At 68.5% G+C, this 19,933-nt stretch carries 16 protein-coding genes; 10 read left to right on the top strand and 6 right to left on the bottom strand.

What is annotated here, in order from left to right; genetic code table 11:
- Positions 1–294: 294 nt before the first annotated feature.
- The 5 genes from P7L68_RS09370 to P7L68_RS09350 all read left to right on the top strand — a co-directional run bounded on the left by P7L68_RS09370 (position 295) and on the right by P7L68_RS09350 (position 7,226).
- Positions 295–2,106 carry an N-acetylglutaminylglutamine amidotransferase gene (locus P7L68_RS09370; protein WP_372006807.1) on the top strand — a complete coding sequence of 604 codons (1,812 nt, stop codon included), beginning with the start codon at positions 295–297 and terminating at the stop codon, positions 2,104–2,106.
- Positions 2,107–2,188: 82 nt separating this feature from the next.
- On the top strand, positions 2,189–3,973 hold the full coding sequence (gene ngg / locus P7L68_RS09365) for an N-acetylglutaminylglutamine synthetase (RefSeq protein ID WP_372004438.1): 1,785 nt from the start codon (positions 2,189–2,191) through the stop codon (positions 3,971–3,973).
- Positions 3,970–5,193: an osmoprotectant NAGGN system M42 family peptidase gene (locus tag P7L68_RS09360; protein ID WP_372004436.1), complete on the top strand. Its 1,224-nt coding sequence runs from the start codon at positions 3,970–3,972 to the stop codon at positions 5,191–5,193. The genes ngg and P7L68_RS09360 overlap by 4 nt, the downstream gene beginning before the upstream one ends.
- A gap of 206 nt (positions 5,194–5,399) precedes the next feature.
- The gene (locus tag P7L68_RS09355) at positions 5,400–6,404 is read left to right on the top strand and encodes a cysteine synthase A (RefSeq protein WP_372004434.1); all 1,005 of its coding nucleotides are present in this window, start codon (positions 5,400–5,402) and stop codon (positions 6,402–6,404) included.
- Positions 6,405–6,455: 51 nt separating this feature from the next.
- Complete coding sequence (locus P7L68_RS09350) at positions 6,456–7,226, top strand: alanyl-tRNA editing protein (RefSeq protein WP_372004433.1); 771 nt, start codon at positions 6,456–6,458, stop codon at positions 7,224–7,226.
- Here the strand turns inward: P7L68_RS09350 and P7L68_RS09345 are convergent, their stop codons facing one another.
- Positions 7,227–8,453, bottom strand: a complete 1,227-nt coding sequence (locus P7L68_RS09345) for a 2OG-Fe(II) oxygenase (RefSeq protein WP_372004430.1) — start codon at positions 8,451–8,453, stop codon at positions 7,227–7,229. It lies immediately after the preceding gene.
- 263 nt (positions 8,454–8,716) lie between these two features.
- Here P7L68_RS09345 and sseA point away from each other — a divergent pair, with 263 nt between their 5' ends.
- The 4 genes from sseA (at position 8,717) to P7L68_RS09325 (ending at position 12,852) form a co-directional block, all read left to right on the top strand.
- On the top strand, positions 8,717–9,571 hold the full coding sequence (sseA, locus tag P7L68_RS09340) for a 3-mercaptopyruvate sulfurtransferase (protein ID WP_372004428.1): 855 nt from the start codon (positions 8,717–8,719) through the stop codon (positions 9,569–9,571).
- A 292-nt stretch (positions 9,572–9,863) separates the two neighbouring features.
- The gene (locus P7L68_RS09335; protein ID WP_372004426.1) at positions 9,864–10,487 is read left to right on the top strand and encodes an N-acetyltransferase; all 624 of its coding nucleotides are present in this window, start codon (positions 9,864–9,866) and stop codon (positions 10,485–10,487) included.
- Entirely contained in the window at positions 10,484–11,908 is a 1,425-nt protein-coding gene (locus tag P7L68_RS09330; RefSeq protein ID WP_372004424.1) for an FAD-dependent oxidoreductase, read from the top strand. The genes P7L68_RS09335 and P7L68_RS09330 overlap by 4 nt, the downstream gene beginning before the upstream one ends.
- Positions 11,905–12,852, top strand: coding sequence for an FAD-dependent oxidoreductase (locus P7L68_RS09325; protein ID WP_372004422.1), 948 nt, complete (start codon positions 11,905–11,907; stop codon positions 12,850–12,852). The genes P7L68_RS09330 and P7L68_RS09325 overlap by 4 nt, the downstream gene beginning before the upstream one ends.
- A gap of 19 nt (positions 12,853–12,871) precedes the next feature.
- On the opposite strand, the gene P7L68_RS09320 is transcribed toward P7L68_RS09325, so the two are convergent.
- The 5 genes from P7L68_RS09320 to P7L68_RS09300 all read right to left on the bottom strand — a co-directional run bounded on the left by P7L68_RS09320 (position 12,872) and on the right by P7L68_RS09300 (position 18,296).
- Entirely contained in the window at positions 12,872–13,837 is a 966-nt protein-coding gene (locus P7L68_RS09320; RefSeq protein WP_372004420.1) for an alpha/beta fold hydrolase, read from the bottom strand.
- Between the two features lie 125 nt (positions 13,838–13,962).
- Positions 13,963–14,742 carry an amino acid ABC transporter ATP-binding protein gene (locus P7L68_RS09315; RefSeq protein WP_372006806.1) on the bottom strand — a complete coding sequence of 260 codons (780 nt, stop codon included), beginning with the start codon at positions 14,740–14,742 and terminating at the stop codon, positions 13,963–13,965.
- A gap of 49 nt (positions 14,743–14,791) precedes the next feature.
- Positions 14,792–15,895 (bottom strand): amino acid ABC transporter permease, encoded by a 1,104-nt coding sequence (locus tag P7L68_RS09310; RefSeq protein WP_372004417.1) that lies wholly within the window; start codon positions 15,893–15,895, stop codon positions 14,792–14,794.
- Positions 15,896–15,899: 4 nt separating this feature from the next.
- Positions 15,900–17,105 (bottom strand): amino acid ABC transporter permease, encoded by a 1,206-nt coding sequence (locus tag P7L68_RS09305; RefSeq protein ID WP_372004414.1) that lies wholly within the window; start codon positions 17,103–17,105, stop codon positions 15,900–15,902.
- Positions 17,106–17,264: 159 nt separating this feature from the next.
- Positions 17,265–18,296 carry an amino acid ABC transporter substrate-binding protein gene (locus P7L68_RS09300; protein ID WP_372004411.1) on the bottom strand — a complete coding sequence of 344 codons (1,032 nt, stop codon included), beginning with the start codon at positions 18,294–18,296 and terminating at the stop codon, positions 17,265–17,267.
- A gap of 352 nt (positions 18,297–18,648) precedes the next feature.
- On the opposite strand from P7L68_RS09300, the gene metC reads away from it, so the two are divergent.
- The gene (gene metC / locus P7L68_RS09295) at positions 18,649–19,881 is read left to right on the top strand and encodes a cystathionine beta-lyase (protein WP_372004407.1); all 1,233 of its coding nucleotides are present in this window, start codon (positions 18,649–18,651) and stop codon (positions 19,879–19,881) included.
- Positions 19,882–19,933: the final 52 nt, after the last annotated feature.

The raw sequence follows: 19,933 nt of genomic DNA, 5'->3' as shown, positions 1-19,933 counted from the left end.
TCTGCGGGATCGGGCAGTGATCGTCTTTGATCAGCTCGCCCGAAGCTCTTTGACGCTTTGGACCGTCGGACCATTGCCGGATGTTTTGGCAGTGGCCGCGTTGCTACACGTCGGGACCCTGGCAGACGCCTTGTCGCCGGACCGAACGTGCGGGGCCCGCTATGGCCCGGCTCACATTCTCGCGCACCGGTGCGCCCCGTCTTCCTCTCCCGTCCCCGACCACCGGCAACGGTCCCGCCCCCCGCGGGAACCGGTCCGTCCGCGTCTTCGGATCACAGGAGGATGGAGACAGACATGTGCGGCTTCAGCGGCGAGATCAGGTTCGACGGCACGACGGCGGATGTCGGAGCCGTGGCACGCATGACCGCCGCGATGGACAGGCGTGGCCCGGATGCGTCCGGGATCCACGCCCAGGGGCGGATTGCGGTCGGCCATCGCCGGCTCAAGATCTTCGACCTCAGCGAACAGGCCCAGCAGCCGATGATCGATGCCGGGCTGGGCCTCGGCCTGGTCTATAACGGCGCCATCTACAATTACCGGGAACTGCGCGCCGAGCTGGAGGCGATGGGTTTCGCCTTCTTCTCCACCGGCGATACCGAGGTCATCCTGAAGGGCTATCGCGCCTGGGGCCCGAAGGTCGTCGACCGGCTGGCCGGCATGTTCGCCTTCGTGCTGTGGGAGCGCGATACCGGCCGGGTGCTGATGGCCCGCGACCGCCTGGGCATCAAGCCGCTCTATATCGAGAACCGTGGCCGCACGCTGCGCTTCGCCAGTACCCTGCCCGCCCTGCTCGCCGGCGGCGGTGTCGATACCAGTATCGACCCGGTGGCCCTGCAGTTCTATCTCCAGTTCCACGCCGTGGTTCCGGCGCCGATGACCATCCTGAAGGGCATCCGCAAGCTGCCGCCGGCCACCCGCCGGATCATCGAGCCCGACGGCACCGCCCGCGACGAGGTCTATTGGGCGCCCGATTACGGCCCGCGCGCCGATGAACGCGACCTGTCCTTCCAGGACTGGCAGGCGAAGGTGCTGGACAGCCTGCGTACCGCCGTCCGGCGCCGTCTGGTCGCCGACGTGCCGGTGGGCGTGCTGCTCTCCGGCGGGCTGGACAGCAGCCTGATCACCGGGCTGATCGCCGAGGCCGGGCAGACGGATCTCAAGACCTATTCGATCGGCTTCGACGCCGCCGGCGGCGAAGAGGGCGACGAATTCCGCTGGTCGGATGTCGTGGCCGCGCATTTCGGCACCGATCACCATCAGATCCGGGTCTCCGCCTCGGAAACGCTCGAAGCCCTGCCCGATTGCGTGGCGGCGATGAGCGAGCCGATGGTCAGCCATGACGCGGTCGGCTTCTACCTGCTGTCAGAGGCGGTCTCGCGCGATCTGAAGGTGGTGCAGTCGGGCCAGGGCGCCGACGAGGTCTTCGGCGGCTATCACTGGTATCCGCCGATGCTGGCCGCCGGTGACGAGGCCGCGGTCGAGACCTATGCCCGCCACTTCTGCGACCGCCCCCATGACGAATATCTGGGGCTGGTGCGGCCCGAACACCGGGTCGACGAGGATCATGCCCGCCGTTTCGTGGCCGAGCATTTCGCACAGCCCGGCGCCACGCGCCCGATCGACAAGGCGCTGCGCATCGACAGCAACATCATGCTGGTCGACGACCCGGTGAAGCGGGTCGACAACATGACCATGAGCTGGGGGCTGGAGGCGCGCGTGCCCTTCCTCGACCATGAACTGGTCGAACTGGCGGCCCGCGTGCCGGCCGAGATGAAGGTGAAGACCACCCCCGACGGCCGCCATCTGGCCCAGGGCAAATACGTGCTGGCCGAAGCCGCCCGCGCCGTGATCCCCCATGCGGTGATCGACCGGCCCAAGGGCTATTTCCCGGTGCCGGCGCTGAAGCATCTGGAAGGCCCCTATCTGGAGATGGTCCGCGCCAGCCTGGGCAGCGAGGGCGCCCGGTCGCGCGGCCTGTTCGACCAGGCGGCGGTCGACCGGCTGCTGGCCGATCCCAAGGCGCATATCACCCCGCTCAGGGGCTCCAAGCTCTGGCAGCTGGCCCTGCTCGAACTCTGGCTCGACACCCACGGCATCCGCGGGTGATCCCGCCATGGCCGATGCACCCGCACATATTGCCCCCGGCCTCCCCCGCCGCTCCGAGATGACCAGAAAGGCTCCGGTCGACATGACGCGCCGCCAGAACCGCGATACCCGCCCTGCGCGGGACACCCGTCTGGATCGACGATCCGGCCCCTCGCTGGTCGGTCGCCAGGCCCATGGCAACCCGTTCAGCCGTCAGGAATCGACGGTCGACATGGGGTGGGGCCGGCTGATCTTCGGCCAGACCTTCGACGACAACCACCATCTTGCCGATGCCATCCGCATGGAAGAGGAAGGCAAGCGCGATGTGGCGCTCTATCTGGCCGAGCCGCATGTGCTGCTGTCGCTTGCTCCGCAAGAGCTGTTCCTCGACCCGTCGCACACCTACCGGCTGTGGATGGATCGCTATCGCCCGGCCCCGCCGCGACGCCGCGGCTTCACCATCCGCCGGGTGCGCACGGCCGACGAGGTCGCCGAGGTCAACCGGATCTACGCCGCCCGGCGCATGGTGCCGGTGCCCGAAGACATGGCACTCGCCTTCCGCCGCTCGCGCACCGTCACCCAGCTGGTGGCGGTCGAGACCGCGTCGGGGGCGATCATCGGCACGGTGATGGGGGTCGATCACGTTCAAGCCTTCGGCGACCCCGAAGGCGGTGCCAGCCTCTGGGCGCTGGCGGTGGATCCGCAGGCCTCTCTGCCGGGGGTGGGCTCGGCGCTCACCCTCCATCTGGCGGGACATTTTCTCGCCCGCGGCCGCGCCTATATGGATCTCTCGGTCATGCACGACAATGCCGAGGCGATCGCGCTTTACGAGAAGCTGGGCTTCCAGCGGGTGCCGGTGTTCTGCGTGAAGCGCAAGAACCCGATCAACGAGAAACTGTTCATCGGTCCCTCGCCTTCGGACGCGCTGAACCCCTATGCCCGGATCCTGGTCGACGAGGCCCGGCGCCGCGGCATCGCGGTCGAGGTGCTGGACGCCGCCCGGGGCTATTTCACCCTCACCTCCGGCGGCCGCTCGATCACCTGTCGTGAAAGCCTGACCGAACTGACCAGCGCCATCGCCATGAGCCGCTGCCAGGACAAACGGGTCACCCGCGACGTGCTGGCCGAGGCAGGGCTGTCCGTGCCCGAACAGGTCACCGCATCCGATCTCGCCCGGGCGGAAACCTTCCTCGCCGCCCATGGCCGGGTGGTGGTGAAGCCGGTCGACGGCGAGCAGGGCCGCGGCGTGCAGGTGGATATCCGCGATGCCGACACCCTGGCCCGCGCCTGCCGCGCCCTCTCCGAACAGGGGATGGCCGGCGTGGTCGAGACCTTCGTCGAGGGGGAGGATCTGAGAATCATCGTCATCGACGGCGAGGTCGTGGCCGCGGCGATCCGCAAGCCCGCCGAGATCACCGCCAACGGCACCGACAGCGTCCGCGCCCTCATCGAGGCCCGATCCCGCCGCCGTGCCGCCGCAACCGGCGGCGAGAGCCGGATCCCGATGGATGCCGAAACCGAACGCGCCGTCGCCGAGGCCGGCTGGACCATGGACGACGTGCCGCCGGCGGGCACCGTGATCCGGGTGCGCAAGACCGCCAATCTGCACACCGGCGGCACCATTCACGACGTCACCGCCGAACTGCATCCGGCGCTGGCCGAAGCGGCCATCCGCGCCGCCCGGGCGCTCGACATCCCGGTGGTCGGGCTGGACTTCATGGTCCCGGCCGCGGATCAGCCTGCCTATTGGATCATCGAGGCGAACGAGCGTGCAGGCCTTGCCAATCACGAGCCGCAGCCGACCGCCGAACGTTTCATCGACTTCCTGTTCCCACAGACGGCCACCCGCCGGCGCGGCACGCCGGCCCAGACCGAGGAGACGGCATGAACGACGCGACCCGACGCGACCAGGGGGGCCAGGGCCCCGAGGCCGGCATCCGCATCGATCGCGATTACCTGCTCGACACCCTGCTTGCCCTGCTGAACACGCCCAGCCCCTCAGGCTATACCGACGGCATCGTTCATATGGTCGGCCAGGAGCTGGAACGGCTGGGCATCGAATTCGACCTCACCCGCCGCGGCGCCATCCGCGCCGTGCTGCGCGGCCGCGAACGCCATCCGGCCCGGGCGCTGGTCGCTCATCTGGACACGCTGGGCGCCATCGTGAAGCGCCTGCAGCCCAATGGCCGGCTGTCGGTCGTGCCGATCGGCCACTGGTCGGCGCGGTTCTCGGAAGGCGCGCGCTGCACCATCTTCACCGATGACGGCCGCCATCGCGGGACCATCCTGCCGCTCAAGGCATCGGGCCACACCTTCGGCGGCGAGATCGACAAGCTGCCGGTCGGCTGGGACTATGTCGAACTGCGCGTCGATGCGCTGGCGGATAATGAACGCGACCTGGAAGCCCTCGGCATCCGGGTGGGCGACATCATCGCCGTCGACCCGAACCCGGAAATCGGCCCCAACGACTTCATCAACAGCCGCTATCTGGACGACAAGGCGGGTGTCGCCACCCTGCTCGCCGCCGCCGAGGCCGTGCAGCGGTCCGGCGTGAAGCCGCCGGTGGACACCTATCTGCTGTTCACCATCTCGGAAGAGGTCGGCTCAGGTGCCTCGTCGATCCTGCACGGCGAAATCGCCGAGATGGTGACCATCGACAACGGCACGACGGCGCCCGGCCAGGCCAGCCGCGAGACCGGCGTCACCGTGGCGATGATGGACAGTGCCGGTCCCTTCGACTTCCACCTGACCCGCAAGCTGCTGGCGCTCTGCGCCGATAACGGCATTTCGCATCAGCGCGACGTCTTCCGCCACTACCGCTCCGACAGTGCCTCTGCCATCGAGGCCGGCAATGATCTGCGCACGGCACTGGTCTGCTTCGGCATCGACGCCTCCCATGGCTATGAACGCATCCACCGCTCGGCACTCGATGATCTGGCGAAGCTCGAAGCGCTCTACATGTTGAGCGAGCCGACCTTCAAGCGCGATGCCCGGCCGCTCGGCCCTCTCAGCGGCTTCCCGGTCCCGCCCGACTGGGACGAAGAGGAAACCGCAGAACGCCTCGGTACCGCTGCGCCGGCAAAGGAGTCGGCGGCCCCCGACAAATAACCGGCCGGGTCCCCGGATCCTGACGCCCCGCCCTTTCCCCAAGGGCGGGGCGTTCTTATATTCCGAAACAACACTCCTGCCATGACGAATTGCCGGGCACCCCGGCTTGATCCACATCGATCGCCATTGGTAGGATGCGACAGAAAAATTTTCCGGCGTCGTGCCGCAGAATGAGCCGCGATGCAGAACCAACGGGACCCCCTCAGATGACCATCATGAACGGCTTCGCCGATGCGATCGGCAACACGCCGCTGATCAAGCTGCGCCAGGCGTCGGAGCGCACCGGCTGCACCATCCTCGGCAAGGCGGAGTTCATGAACCCCGGCGGGTCGGTCAAGGATCGCGCGGCGCTCTACATCGTGCGCGATGCGCTGGAGCGTGGCGCCCTTCGCCCGGGCGGCCGGATCGTCGAGGGCACCGCCGGCAATACCGGCATCGGTCTGGCGCTGGTCGGCAATTCGATCGGCTGCAAATCGACCATCGTGATCCCCGAGACCCAGTCGGAAGAGAAGAAGCAGACCCTGCGCATGCTGGGCGCCGATCTGGTCCAGGTGCCGGCCGTCCCCTACAAGGACCCGAACAATTATGTCCGCGTGTCGGAGCGGCTGGCGAACGAACTGGCCGAGAGCGAGCCGGGCGGCGCGGTCTGGGCCAATCAGTTCGACAACGTCGCCAACCGCCGCGCCCATTTCGAGACCACGGGTCCCGAGATCTGGGAGCAGACCGGCGGCCGGATCGACGGCTTCGTCTGCGCGGTCGGCACCGGCGGCACGCTTGCCGGCATCACCATGGCGCTGAAGGCGCGCAACCCCGACATCCAGTGCTGGCTGGGCGACCCGATGGGTTCGGCGCTCTATTCCTGGGTCACCACCGGCGAACTGAAATCATCGGGCAGCTCGATCAGCGAGGGCATCGGCCAGGGCCGGGTCACCGCCAATCTGGACGGTGTCAGCTTCGACGGCGCCGTGCAGGTGACCGACGAGGAAAGCCTGCCCATGCTCTACGACCTGATCTCGGAAGAAGGGCTGCTGCTCGGCGGTTCCTCGGCGATCAATGTCGGCGCGGCGGTGAAGATGGCCGAGGCGCTGGGCCCTGGCCACACCATCGTGACCATCCTCTGCGACAGCGGCCAGCGCTATACCAGCAAACTGTTCAACGCCGAGTTCCTGCGGTCGAAGAACCTGCCGGTTCCCTCCTGGCTGGACCGCTGAGCCGTCTCGCGGCAAGCTCCGGTTTCCCCCGTTTGAAACCGGAGCGTGTCCATGCCTGCCACCGATCCTGTCTTCCGTAACGATCCCTACGCCCGAAGCTGCACCGCCCGCGTGGTGGCCGTCACCGAAGACGGTGGGGTGATCCTGGACCGGAGCGTCTTCTACCCGACCGGCGGCGGCCAGCCGGGCGACACGGGCCGGCTGACCGACGAGGCCGGCCGTGTCTGGACGGTGACCGAAGCGGTGAAGGGCCAGACATCCGGGATGGACGGGGGGCCCGACGCGATCGTCCATCGCCTGGACGCCGCCGGGGCCGAGGCGCCGCCCGCCATCGGCACGGATGTCACCGCCCGGATCGACTGGGATCGTCGCCACGCGCATATGCGGCTGCATACCTGCCTGCATCTGCTCTCGGCGATCGTGGTCGCACCGGTCACCGGCGGCCAGGTCGGCGCCGATCGCGCCCGGCTCGATTTCGACTGGCCCGAGGCCAATCTCGACAAGCAGGCGATCACCGAAGCGCTGAACGCCCTGATCCGGGCCGATCACGCGGTCGAGACCGACTGGATCACCGATGCCGAGCTGGATGCCGCGCCGCATCTGGTCAAGACCATGTCGGTCCAGCCGCCGCGCGGCGCCGGCCGGGTGCGGCTGGTCCGGATCGGCGCGGGAACCGCCGGCGCCGACGCCCCCCATGTCGATCTTCAGCCCTGCGGCGGCACCCATGTCGCCCGCACCGGCGAGATCGGTGCGGTAGAGGTGGTGAAGATCGAAAAGAAGGGGCGCCAGAACCGGCGGGTCGTGATCGCCTTCGCCGGTTGATCAGCCGGCAGCCGCGGCCCCCCGCGCCACCGCCGCCAGCTGCGGATCCTCAAGGAATTCGGCATTGCGCGCCCGGATGGCCGCGCCGTCGTCGTCATACAGGAAGGGCAGGCAGGCGAAGCGACGGCCGCGCGTCACCGACAGCGCTTCGTGCAGCAGGCTGCACGAGAACACCACCGCACCGCCGGTGGGGGCGCGATAGCGGCGATCGCCGAATTCCGGGAAGCGCAGTTCGCCGCCCTCGTAATCTTCGGCATTCAGATTGATGGTCACGGCGAAGCGGCGATGGGCCGTGCCGCGGGTGGTGTTGTCGCGGTGCGGGCGGAAATAGCCACCGCTGCCGTCACCGTCATAGCAGGCGACGATGTAGCGCTCGATGCGCGTCGCTTTGTACTGAAAGGCCTTCTGCAGCTCGGGCAGCAAGCGGCGTTCGATCCGCGCCCGGATGCCGGCACGCAGTGTTTCATCCTCGATCAGGCAGTCGGCACGGCGCTTGTGGCCGTAGTCGCGCATTTCGACCGTGCGGCCGCCGATCTCGCGCATGAAGCCGCTTTCCTCGCCACCCAGCCGGTCGTATTCGGCCATCAGCCGGCGGCAGAAGGCGGGCTCGAACACGCGCGGCACCGCCAGCACCGGCGCCCAGGGCTGGCCGGCATCATCCGCCGGCGCCACGGTCAGGATCCGTCCGCCTTCGGCGACCACACTGCCATGGGCCGCCGGGGCCGGCAGCTGCGCCACCAGATCCAGCAGCCGGGCCGTGTCTTCCATGCCGCCGGTCGCGACCACACGAAGCGTCGGATCAAGCAGCAGCCAGAAAGGCCGATAGGCGACATGGCCATTGCGCGGATCCGCCGCAGGGTCGATCGCGCGATAGCGGCGCGAGATTTCGCCGTCGGTATCGGCAAAGGCATAGAAACCCGGCAGATGCAGCGGCAGGCGCGCAGGCGCCCCCTCCGCCCCCGGGGTCCGGTCCGTCGCATCCAGCGTGACGAAAAAGCAGGTCCGCCCCGGATCGGCGAAGAGCCGCGCCGCACCGGCAATCGACGCCACCGCCGCAGCCAGCTGCGGCACGGCGGCCGACCCCAGCAGCACCAGCACCGACCAGCGGCCGGCAACGGTGGAAAAGGCGAAGTTCGGATTGCCGGCGCAATCCCCCTGGAACCAGGGCACCGGGTCGCCGGGCAGGAAAGGTAAGGTGCGGGCCGCGGCAACAGCGGTTTCGGTCATGGCGTTGGTCTCCGGGGGGCCGTGAACGTGTGACGTTCAGAATGCAGGAGCGTCCCGTCGCCGTAAAGCCGGTGCAAGGGCGGCGGGCGGCTGTGGCGGTGCCGCCGCGGGTCCGGTATCATGTGCCCGACGAGGTGGCGGGAAGCCGGCCCCGGGGGCCGCAACACCTGCCCAAAATTGGACGAGACCGGCGCCGGCCGGGGTCGGGCCAGGCGCCATCGACCGATCCGGCCCGGGAAGAACCACGGAGGACGCTGCCCCCGATGCCTTATGCCAAGCCCGACGCCCTGGTCAGCACCGCCTGGCTCGCCGACCACCTTGATGCGCCGGATGTGCGCGTCGTCGATGCGTCCTGGTTTTTCCCGCAGGAGGGCCGCGATCCGCGGGCCGAGCATGCGAAGCTGCGCATCCCCGGCGCGGTGTTCTTCGACATCGACGAGATCGCCGATACCACCAGCCATCTGCCGCACATGCTGCCCGCGCCCGAGAAGTTCTCGTCGCGGGTCCGTCGGCTTGGCCTGGGCGATGGCGTGAAGATCGTCGTCTATGATGCGATCGGCCTGCGCAGCGCCGCCCGCGCCTGGTGGATGTTCCGCGTCTTCGGCCATGAAGACGTCGCCGTCCTGGATGGCGGCCTGCCGAAATGGCTGGCCGAGGGCCGCCCGGTGGTCGAGGAACGCCCCGAACCGCCGCGGGAGCGTCATTTTACCGCACGGGTCAACAACCTGCTGGTCAAAGACCGCCATCAGGTCGCCCGGGCCATCGCCGATGGCCGCACCCAGCTGGTCGACATGCGCCCCGCCGACCGCTTCCGCGGCGAGGCACCCGAACCGCGCCCGGGCGTGCGCGCAGGCCATGTGCCCGGCGCACTGAACCTGCCCTATACCGAGTTTCTGGACCCCATGTCGGGCACGGTGCTGGATGCCGACCGGCTGGAGGCGCGTATCCTGGCCGCGGGAATCGATCCGTCGAAGCCGGTGATCGCCATGTGCGGATCGGGCGTCACCGCCGGCATGCTGGCGCTGGCCATGTATCTGCTCGGCAAGCGCGACGTTCCCGTCTATGACGGGTCCTGGGCAGACTGGGGGTCGGACGAAAGCCTGCCGATCGAACGGTGATCCCTGCCCCGACCATAATGGTGTCAGCCGGTACGGTATCGGCCCGAACGGCAGCGGCAGCCGAAACCGCTGCCGACACCGGAATTCGTATCCCCCGCTCATGTTGCCGCGGATCGCGAGCCGCCGCCGGCGCGCCCCGATCCTTTTGTGTTCCGGCCTTTCGTGTTCCGGTAACCGCCGGAGCCGCCGGAGCCTGTGGCTTCCGATACCGCCCGTCCGACCGTTCCGGTTTGACGGCCGGCCTGACCGGGTCGCGGGGCGATGGTCGCCACCGCGCGTGGAGAAAGCGTCGATGACGGAACTTGTCGTCACCTACTTCGAAATGACCTCGCCGCCGGACCGCCATGGGCGTGGCAAGCTGCCCTCGGGGCAGTACGCCCTGCTCCGGGCCTGGAACATGCCGGTCCATTTCTACCGCTATCTGCATGCCGGCGCCCAGGCGATCCAGCTCCGTCCGGAGCGCCTGGCCCTTGACGACGACGCCATCCGCAACATTCTCGCCGACGAGAAGATCGAGATCTTCGTGCTCTATGTCGCCGGCGTGCCGGCGGGCTTTGCCGAACTCGACCGACGGGCGGAAGACGATTCCATCGAAATCGCGTATCACGGACTCATGCCTGAATATGTTGGCCGCAGCTTCCGCGGCTTCCTGCTCGACCAGGTGGTGGACATCGCCTGGAGCTATCACCCGACACGGCTCTGGGCGCGCTGCTCCAATCTGGATCACCCCAAGGCCATGCAGACCTATCAGCGCGGCGGCTTCGGCGTGTTCCGGCAGGAACGCAGCCCCATGCCCGCCAATCTGGCCCTGACCGGCAGTGATCGCGGCCGCAATGCCGGTGCCGGCGGCCTTCTGACCGAGGGAGCAGACCTGTCGAACATCGTGCCCGGCCCGCTTGGGGAGGCCCCGACATGACCATCGGCGAAACCATTCAGGCCGGGACAGCCCCGGCCGGCCGCAGGGTAGTGGTGGTCGGCGCCGGTCCGGCGGGGCTGGCAGCCACCGAGAAACTCCTCGCTCATGGCCTCCAGCCGATCGTGGTTGCCCCTGCCGATGACTGGGGCGGCCGTGCCTTCGTCGGCGCTTCGGAAGCGGATGCCGGCTCCCCTGCCGGCGATGTCGATTTCCTGCGCTTCCGTGGCCGTGCCGCCCGCATCCGCAGCGCCGTACGCCTGATCACCGGCCATGTCGCCTGGGCGATCGAGGATGGCGCCGTGCTCCTGGCCGGTCGCGACGGGATTTCGCGCCTCGCCTTCGACCGGCTGGTGCTGGCCACCGGTGCCGAGACCCGGCCGATCCCGCTGCCCGGCGGCCAGCTTTCCGGCGTCACCGATCTGGGCACGCTCTACCGCGCCCCCGAACAGGCCGGCAGCACCACGATCGGCCAGCGCCCGGTGCTGATCGGCGGTGGCCCCGGCCTCTACGAGGTCGCCGACCGGCTGGTGCGCGCCGGCCGCCGGCTGACCGCGGTGATCGACCTGGATCCCGATCCCTGGCGGCGCGGCCCGATCGGGGCCGAAAGCGGTCGCCCGGGTACGGGGCTCAGCCGCTGGCTGCGCCTGGTCGGCCGTGACGTTCCCGTGCTGACCGGCATCACCCGCCTCAGGGTGGAGGGCGACGGTCATGTCGAGCGGATCATCGCCACCGACGGCCGCGGAGAGACCCGCGAGATCGTCTGCGACACCGTCGGCGTCGGACATGGCATGATTGCCGATCACCGCCTGCTCGCCTCGGCGGGCGTGGCGCTCGGCTTCGATCCCGACCGGCGCGCTTTCCTGCCCCAGCTGGATGCCGAAGGGCGGGTGCCGGAATGCCCGGGACTTTACGTCGCGGGTGAGGCCGGCCCTCATCCGCGCCCGGCGGTTGCCGACCGGCTGGGTGCCGCGGCGGGCCTGGCCGTCGCTTCGGATCTTGGCATTGCAGAGGCGCGGATCGAACTCGCCCGGATGACGCCCCTGCTCTCCCACGACCGGCGCACCGGTGCCGAGATCGCCGTCGACCATCCCTACCCCACCGGCTGGGTTCTGGCCCAGGACGACGACGCCCCGATCGATCCCGCAAGCGGGCTGACGCTGGGCCGGCTGAAGCAGGTTGCGGCACGCCATCGCCTGGACCGGCTGGGCCGGGCCGCGGCGGTGCTGGGCGTCGATCTGGCCCGCGCCGGCGGCCTTGGCCGTGCGGGCGTTCTGGCCGAGTTGATCGCTGCCCTCGGCGCCCTGCCGCTCGCCGGCCTCGGCACCAGCCAGGGCGAGAGCCCGGCCATGCCGGTGCCGCTCGGCATGCTGGCCGCAGCGGGACGGGGACAGGTTAACGACATAACGGAGCGTGCAGGATGAGCCGGCTGGTGGATTGCGACGTCGTCATCGTCGGCGGCGGGGTGGTCGGCCTTGCCGCCGCGATCGGGCTGCGCCGGCAGGCCTTCCGGGTGACGGTGCTGGAGGCGACGGCAGGTGCCGGGCGTGATCTCGACGGCATCTGCGGACTGATCGGCACCGGGGGCCGGGACGCCCTCGCCCGCCTGCTGGGCGAGGACGAGGCCGCCGGCCTGGTGACCACGGCGACCGCCCCGGAGGGGGCGGCCGATATCCTGCCTCAGGGGCTGGGCGTGCTTGCCCCGGGCCTTTTCGCCGAAACGCTCAGCCGCCGGGCCCGGGAGCGCGGCGTCGACCTGCGCGAGGGCGTGGCCGCGGTCGGTGCCGAGGAAAGCGAGGCCGGATTCCGGGTTGCCTGCGCCCCCGGCTATGGCATCGCGGGGCGGCTGATGGCGATCGCCGCCGGCCCTGCCCGGGATGTCGCCGGCAGCTGGCTGAAGGCTGATCTGTCGGTGCGCCCGGCGGTGTCGCTGCGCCTGAAGCTCCGCCCGGATCGGATCACGCCCGAGAGCTGCCGCAGCCGGCCGACGGATGTGGTACTGGCCGAGGACGGCCGCGCCGTGCTGCGCGGCACCTCTGACGGCGGCTGGCTGGTGGCCCTGCACGAGGACGGATCCGTCGCAACCTCCGCCTCGGGGGCGGCGGCACGTGCGGCCGCGCCTGCGGCTCCGCTCTCGCCCGACGAGATCGCGGCGGCGGCGGCACGGGTCACCGCCATCCTGCCCGACACGGCTGGCCAGGTCCTGACCCGCATGTGGCGGGTCGCCGGCCAGGCACCCGATGCGGTTGCCATGGCTGAAGCCGTGCCCGGCCGGGCCGGCCTGTTCGTTGCCGATGGCGGTGGTGACTGGGATATAGGGGCCGCCCTGATCGCCGGCGAGCGTCTGGCCGGGCTGCTCGCCGCCTGAACCGCCGGCGCAGATAAAATCAGCCGTAGAGGAAGGGCCGGGCCAGATCGACCACCTGGTCCGGCGCTTCCATCACCGCCAGATGGGCGGTATCCAGCGTGACGAAATCGCGGGTGCCCGGCATGTGCCGGGCCGCGATCGCCGACATGTTCTGGAACACCGGATGCGATCGGGCGGTCTTCGCCACCAGCACCGGCACATTCTGGTCGTGCAGCAGCAGGAAGGGATCGCCCGCGGGATCGCCGCTATTGGCATTCCCCATGGCGCGCGCGATCGGCCCCAGAATGTCGGCCTCGGTTTCAGGCTCGCAGGCCAGCACCAGTTCCACGCCGTCGCGGCGAAAGCCCCAGTCGAGATAGAGATCCAGCGCCGCCGGCGTGACGACATCGAAGGGCGGGCGCGACGCAAAACGTGCGCGCGCCGTCTCACGGTCGGCGAAGCGCGGCTTGCGCCGTCCGGCGGCCTCGACCAGGCCGCGCCCGAAGGCCCAGCCCTCGGGCTCGGGCTCCTCTCCGGCACCCGGTTCCGAGATCGTAGGCTCGATCACCACCATGCGGCGGAACAGCTCCGGCCGGAGCGCCGCCACCAGCAGCACATCGGTGGCCCCTGCCGAATGCGCCAGGACGTCGATGTCCCGCCAGCCCATGGCATCGGCCAGCGCGATCAGATCCTGGGCAAAGGCCCGGAAGCCGTAATCGCCGGGGGTACGGCCCGAAGCCCCATGGCCGCGGCGGTCATAGCTCCACACGCCCGAGGCATGACCCGCAAGTCTCAGCGCCACCGGCTCCAGCGTCGCCCCGCAATACCCCGTGCCATGGGTCAGCAGCAGCGGCCGGCCGGCCGGATCGCCGCCCGGCCAGGACTGGACATGAAGAACGGGGCCGGAGCCGGGATCGAACCGTCCGGAGGTGAAGCTGCCCGAAAGCGGGGAACCTTCGGCAGCCATGCCGGGCTCGGCCGGCCTGTCATCAACCATGGCGCGCATGGGGGTAGTATCGCCCGAAGCCGGATCCATGATCAAGGGTTGGAAAATTCTCGGGTCCTTTCAAATACAAACCCCCGGCCTGGGATGGGCCGGGGGTCTGGATACAGCCAGAGGTTGCAGATCGCTCAGTGATGGAGGATCTGCCCCAGGAAGGCCTTGGTCCGGTCGTTCTGCGGGTTGAGGAAGAATTCCTCAGGCACGTTCTCTTCCACGATCTCGCCGCGATCCATGAAGATCACCCGGTCGGCGACCGTGCGGGCGAAACCCATTTCATGGGTCACGCACAGCATGGTCATGCCGGTCTCGGCCAGCTCGATCATCACATCGAGCACTTCCTTGATCATCTCGGGGTCCAGCGCCGAGGTCGGCTCGTCGAAGAGCATGACCTTCGGGTTGGTGCACAGCGAGCGCGCGATCGCCACGCGCTGCTGCTGCCCGCCCGACAGCTGACCCGGATATTTTTTGGCCTGATCCGGAATGCGCACGCGCTCCAGATAGGACATCGCCGTCGCCTCGGCTTCCTTGCGGGGCACCTTGTGGACCCAGAGCGGCGCCAGGGTCAGGTTCTCCAGCACGGTCAGATGCGGGAACAGGTTGAAGTGCTGGAACACCATGCCGACCTCGCGGCGGATATTCTCAACCGCCTTGACGTCGTTGCTCAGCTCCACGCCGTTGACGACGATGCTGCCCTTCTGGTGTTCCTCCAGCCGGTTGATGCAGCGGATCATCGTCGATTTGCCCGAACCGGACGGCCCGCAGATGACGATGCGCTCGCCACGCGCGACATCAAGATTGATGTCGCGCAGCACGTGGAACTGGCCGTACCACTTGTTGACGTGCTCCAGCCGGATGATGGTGTCGGCACCGCGGGCAGAGGCGACCCGCGGCCCGGTGGCCTCGGGCATCTCGCCGGCGGCCATGTCGGTCTGATTGGTCATCGGATCGATCCTTCCCTCAACGATGGGCACCGCGACCCAGATACCGCTCCAGCCACTGGCTGTAGCGCGAGATCGCGAAGCAGAAGACGAAGTAGACCAGCGCCGCGAAGACATAGGCCTCGGCGAAATAGGTCCGCCAGGGCGCGTCGTTCAGCGCCGCACGGGTCGCCAGCATCAGGTCGAAGATGCCGATGATGACCACCAGCGAGGTGTCTTTCAGCGTCGACAGGAACGAGTTCACGGTCGACGGAATGCTGATCTTCAACGCCTGCGGCAGGATGATCAGCCGCATCTTCTGCCAGTAGCCGAGGCCGAGCGCATCGGCCGCTTCGTACTGCCCCTTGGGAATGGCCTGCAGGCCGCCGCGCACCACTTCGGCAAGATAGGCGGCCGCGAACATGATGATCGCGATCTGGGCCCGCAGCAGCTTGTTGATGTTGAGCCCTTCCGGCAGGAAGAGCGGGATCATGACCGAGGCCATGAACAACAGCGTCACCAGCGGCACGCCGCGGATCAGCTCGATATAGGTCACCGACAGGGCCTTGATGATCGGCAGGTTCGACCGCCGCCCCAGCGCCAGCAGCACCGCGATGGGAAAGGCGATGCCGCAGCCGAAGACCGACAGCACGAGGGTGATCATCAGACCGCCCCAGAGCCGGGTTTCGACCAGAGGCAGGCCGAAGACGCCGCCCCACATCAGCAGGCAGATCAGCAGCAGCGCCGCGCCCCATACATAGACCAGTTTCCGGCTCCAGAACTTCCGGTAGCCGCTGGCGGCAACCAGCGTCACGAAGATCAGGATGGAGGCCAGCGGCCGCCACTGTTCCTCGTAAGGATAGGTGCCGAACAGGATCAGGCGGTATTTCTCGCGGATGAAGGCCCAGCAGGCCCCTTCCGCCGCCTTGCAGGCCTCGGGTGCCGCACGGCCCCAGACCGCATCGACGAAGGCCCAGTCGATCAGCCCCGGCAGCCACGAAATCAGCGCCCAGGCGATGGCGACGGTGATCAGCGCGTTGTACCAGGTGTTGAACAGATTGCCGCGGATCCAGGCGATGGGTCCCACCGTCGCCGCGGGTGGCCGTTCGACGGCCGTCTTTTCCGGTATGGTCTGAGCGGTCATCGGCCTAGCGCTCCACCAGCGCGATGCGCTTGTTGTACCAGTTCATGAATGCCGAGATCGACAGGCTGACCGTCAGGTAAGCCAGCATGATCAAGGCGATGTTCTCGATGGCCTGACCGGTCTGGTTCAGGGTCGTGTTGGCCACCGAAACGATGTCCGGATAGCCGATCGCGACCGCGAGCGAGCTGTTCTTGGTCAGGTTCAGGAACTGGCTGGTGGTCGGCGGCACGATCACCCGAAGTGCCTGCGGCAGGATGATCAGCCGCATGGTGACGCCGGGCTTCAGGCCCAGCGCGGCCGCAGCCTCCCACTGGCCCTTGCCCACCGCCTGAATACCCGAGCGCACGGTCTCGGCAATGAAGGCGGCGGTATAGAGCGTGAGGCCAAGGGTGAGTGCGGCAAATTCCGGCGAGACCGAGATGCCGCCCTGGAAGTTGAAGCCGCGCAGTTCCGGCATGTCGAGTGCAAGCGGCGCGCCCATCACCGCCCAGGCGGCGACCGGCAGACCGATCAGCAGGGCGAGAGAGGGGATCAGCGTCTTCGGCCGGTCGCCGGTCGCCGCCTGGATCCTGCGGGCGCGGGCCAGAAGGAAACGCACGGCCAGGATTGCGACGATCAGCGCGATCAGCGCCCCCCACCAGGCCGGATGGTCGGCCGGTGCCGGCATCTTGAAGCCGCGATTGCTGAGGAACACGCCCTCGATCGGCTGCAGCGCCTGGCGCGGCGCCGGCAGGACCTCGGTGATCAACCCGTACCAGAAGAACAGCTGCAGCAGCACCGGGATGTTGCGCAGCGTCTCGACATAGATGGTCGCAAGCTTGGCGAGCAGCCAGTTGCTCGACAGGCGGGCGACGCCGATCACCACGCCGATCAGCATCGCGAACACGATGCCGATCAGCGACACCTTGAGCGTGTTGATCACGCCGACCCAGAGAGCCCGGGCATAGGTGTCGGTTGCATTATAGGGGATAAGTGTCTCGCCGATCGCAAAGCCGGCTTCGCGGCTCAGATAGTCGAAGCCGGTCTGGATATTGCGGGTGGCAAGATTGTGCAGGGTGTTGCCCACCAGATACCAGCCGATGGCGATCACGATTGCCATGGCGATGATCTGGAACAACACCGCGCGCACGCCTGCATCGTTCAGCATGGAACGACGGGGCGGCGTGCCATCCGGGGCGGAGGTGCCCGGACGGCGGCTGGTGTCGGTCATCGGCTCTGGAAGCCCTTCGCTCGTCGCGGATGCGTCATGGCGGCCGGAGTCCACCGGTGGCGCATCACGAACAGCAGCCCGAGACGGCCGAGGGGGCCGCGATCAGCCGATCACGCCCCCCTCTGACCCATGCGGTTGCCGGCGTCGCCGTGCGGACGATCAGCGGATCGGGTCGGCGTACAGCACGCCGCCGTCGCTCCACTGCGCGTTCAGGCCACGCTCCAGCTTCAGCGGGCTTTCGGGGCCGACATTGCGGGCGAAGACCTCGCCGTAATTGCCGACCTGCTTGATCGGGCGATAGGCCCACTCGTCGTCCAGACCCAGGGTCTGGCCCATACCGGGCGACGCACCCAGGATGCGGCGCACGACCGGGTTCTCGGACGAGGCCTTCATCTCATCGACATTCTTCGAGGTGATGCCGTATTCCTCGGCCTCGATCATGGCGTTGCGGACCCACTTCACGATGGTGAAGTATTCCTCGTCGCCCCGGCGGACCGCCGGCGCCAGCGGCTCCTTCGAGATCGCCTCGGGCAGGATGATGTGGTCGTCCGGGTTCGGCGCGTTCACCGAACGCAGCGAGGCAAGGCCCGAAATATCGGTGGTGTAGGCGTCGCAACGGCCCGAGAAATAGGCCTTGTACGATTCCTCGAAGCTTTCGAACACCACCGGCTGCAGCTTCATGCCATGGGCACGGAAGTAGTCGGTGAGGTTAAGCTCGGTGGTGGTGCCGGACTGGACGCAGACAGTGGCGCCGTCCAGCTGCTTGGCGCTGGTGACACCGGCGGCCTTAGTGATCAGGAAGCCCTGGCCGTCATAGAACCAGGTGCCGACGAAGAACAGGCCGAGCGACGCATCGCGGGTCAGCGTGTTGGTGCTGTTGCGCGACAGGAGATCGATTTCACCCGACTGCAGCGCCGTGAAGCGTGCCTGGGCCGACAGCGGCACGAACTGGACCTTTTCCGCGTCGCCCAGAATGGTGGCCGCGACCGCACGGCAGAAGTCGGCGTCCATGCCGCTCCAGCGGCCGGTGCTGTCCGGCGCCGAAAAGCCCGGCAGACCGGTGTTCACGCCGCAGCGCAGCGTGCCGTTCTTCTTGATCGCATCCAGCGTCGCGCCGGCATGGGCGGGCGCGCCGAGCGCCGCGACGGCGACGGTAGCCGCAAGCGCGGCCACGAAGGTCTTGATCGACATGTGTATCGCAAAGCCCCTCATCTGCAGGTCGATGCCGCCTGACCGGCGGACTCCGGACGTGCGCATGCTGCCCCCAGGGCCTGCGATGCGAAACGGCCGTCCGACATGCGTCGTTTCGAGCGGAGCACGGTTGTCCTGCGGCCCTCCCGCCGGATCCGCGGATCGCACCCCCCCGGACGCGATCCTGAAAGCTCCACATCTTCCCCTGTTCGTTGGTAGCACACCGGTCAATCGTCATGCAAGCGTGCGCCCTGCCGCGTCGAGCCGGGTTGTCACCGGCAGCGGCTCGCGGTGAAATGCGCCGGACGGCGCGACCGCGCGCCGCAAGGACGGATCGAGGAGAGCCCGCACCATGTCCGACGAGACGCGCCCCCGCGCGGAAACGAGCCATCAGACAGACGATCAGCATGGGATCGACACCCGGATCGTTCATGTCGGGCGCGATCCCTTCGCCAATCACGGTATCGTCAATCCGCCGGTGCATCACGCCTCGACCGTGCTGTTCCCCACACTCGACGCGCTGGCGAAGGCCGCGGCCGATCCGACCCGCGGGGTCTATTACGGCCGCTACGGCACGCCCATCACCCATGCGCTGGAAGACGCCTATGCCGAACTGGCGGGCGGCGTACGGGGCATCGCGCTCGCCTCGGGCAAGACGGCGATCCTGGCGATGCTCACCGCCTTCACCAGCGCAGGCGATCATGTGGTCGTGCTCGACAACGTCTACGAGCCGACCCGGGCGCTGGCCGATCAGTTCCTCGGCCGCTACGGTGTCGACGTCACCTATGTCGACCCGATGGCCGGCGCTGCGGTCGCCGATCACTTCCGGCCGAACACGAAGCTGCTGATGCTGGAAGCACCGGGCTCGCTCACCTTCGAGGTGGCCGATCTGCCGGCCATGATCGCCGCGGCCCGGGCCGCGGGCGTGCGTACCGCGCTCGACAATTCCTGGGCGACGCCGCTCTATCTGAAGCCGCTCGCCATGGGGGTCGATGTGGTCATGGAGGCCGGCACCAAATATCTGGTCGGCCATTCCGATGCCATGCTGGGCGTGCTTTCCGCCACCGAAGAGGCCTTCCCGGCGCTGCGCCGGGCGGCAAGCGAGATCGGCGCCCCTCCAGGGCCGGACGACTGCTATCTGGCGCTGCGCGGCCTGCGCACGCTGTCGGTGCGCATGGCACGGCACCGCGAAACCGGCCTGGCCCTTGCCCGGCACCTGGCCGGGCACGACATGGTGCGTCGGGTGCTGCATCCGGCCCTGCCCGACTGCCCGGGCCACGAGGCCTTCCTGCGCGACTTCAAGGGGTCGAGCGGCCTGTTTGCGGTAGAGCTTCAGCCGGGCAGCCGCGACCGGATCGCGGCGATGGTCGACCACATGGCCCTGTTCAAGATGGGCTTTTCCTGGGGCGGCTATGAAAGCCTGATCCTGCCGGTCGACCCGCGCCGGGCCCGCACCGCCACCCGCGACCGTTGGACCGGCCGCGGCCCCCTGTTGCGCATTCATGCCGGGTTGGAAGATCCGGCCGATCTGATCGCCGATCTGGATGCGGGCCTCGCCCGCTATGCCGCCGCGGCCGACGCCTGACCAGGAGGGACACCCCAACCATGGTGGCGGCCGGGCGACACTTCCGAGACGA

The sequence above is a fragment of the Tistrella mobilis genome, from assembly GCF_041468085.1.
Classification (GTDB): domain Bacteria; phylum Pseudomonadota; class Alphaproteobacteria; order Tistrellales; family Tistrellaceae; genus Tistrella; species Tistrella mobilis_A.
The sequence above is the reverse complement of the archived record's forward strand: the minus strand, read 5'-3'. Positions and strand labels throughout refer to the sequence as shown.

What these genes read in the sequence shown, in the direction of transcription:
- P7L68_RS09355 (WP_372004434.1), top strand. Translation starts at nt 5,400, where the DNA reads ATGACCATCATGAACGGCTTCGCCGATGCGATCGGCAACACGCCGCTG.
- P7L68_RS09315 (WP_372006806.1), bottom strand. Translation starts at nt 14,742, where the DNA reads ATGCCCGAGGCCACCGGGCCGCGGGTCGCCTCTGCCCGCGGTGCCGAC.
- P7L68_RS09370 (WP_372006807.1), top strand. Translation starts at nt 295, where the DNA reads ATGTGCGGCTTCAGCGGCGAGATCAGGTTCGACGGCACGACGGCGGAT.
- P7L68_RS09350 (WP_372004433.1), top strand. Translation starts at nt 6,456, where the DNA reads ATGCCTGCCACCGATCCTGTCTTCCGTAACGATCCCTACGCCCGAAGC.
- P7L68_RS09345 (WP_372004430.1), bottom strand. Translation starts at nt 8,453, where the DNA reads ATGACCGAAACCGCTGTTGCCGCGGCCCGCACCTTACCTTTCCTGCCC.
- P7L68_RS09330 (WP_372004424.1), top strand. Translation starts at nt 10,484, where the DNA reads ATGACCATCGGCGAAACCATTCAGGCCGGGACAGCCCCGGCCGGCCGC.
- sseA (WP_372004428.1), top strand. Translation starts at nt 8,717, where the DNA reads ATGCCTTATGCCAAGCCCGACGCCCTGGTCAGCACCGCCTGGCTCGCC.
- P7L68_RS09335 (WP_372004426.1), top strand. Translation starts at nt 9,864, where the DNA reads ATGACGGAACTTGTCGTCACCTACTTCGAAATGACCTCGCCGCCGGAC.
- P7L68_RS09320 (WP_372004420.1), bottom strand. Translation starts at nt 13,837, where the DNA reads ATGCGCGCCATGGTTGATGACAGGCCGGCCGAGCCCGGCATGGCTGCC.
- P7L68_RS09325 (WP_372004422.1), top strand. Translation starts at nt 11,905, where the DNA reads ATGAGCCGGCTGGTGGATTGCGACGTCGTCATCGTCGGCGGCGGGGTG.
- P7L68_RS09310 (WP_372004417.1), bottom strand. Translation starts at nt 15,895, where the DNA reads ATGACCGCTCAGACCATACCGGAAAAGACGGCCGTCGAACGGCCACCC.
- ngg (WP_372004438.1), top strand. Translation starts at nt 2,189, where the DNA reads ATGACGCGCCGCCAGAACCGCGATACCCGCCCTGCGCGGGACACCCGT.
- metC (WP_372004407.1), top strand. Translation starts at nt 18,649, where the DNA reads ATGTCCGACGAGACGCGCCCCCGCGCGGAAACGAGCCATCAGACAGAC.
- P7L68_RS09305 (WP_372004414.1), bottom strand. Translation starts at nt 17,105, where the DNA reads ATGACCGACACCAGCCGCCGTCCGGGCACCTCCGCCCCGGATGGCACG.
- P7L68_RS09360 (WP_372004436.1), top strand. Translation starts at nt 3,970, where the DNA reads ATGAACGACGCGACCCGACGCGACCAGGGGGGCCAGGGCCCCGAGGCC.
- P7L68_RS09300 (WP_372004411.1), bottom strand. Translation starts at nt 18,296, where the DNA reads ATGTCGATCAAGACCTTCGTGGCCGCGCTTGCGGCTACCGTCGCCGTC.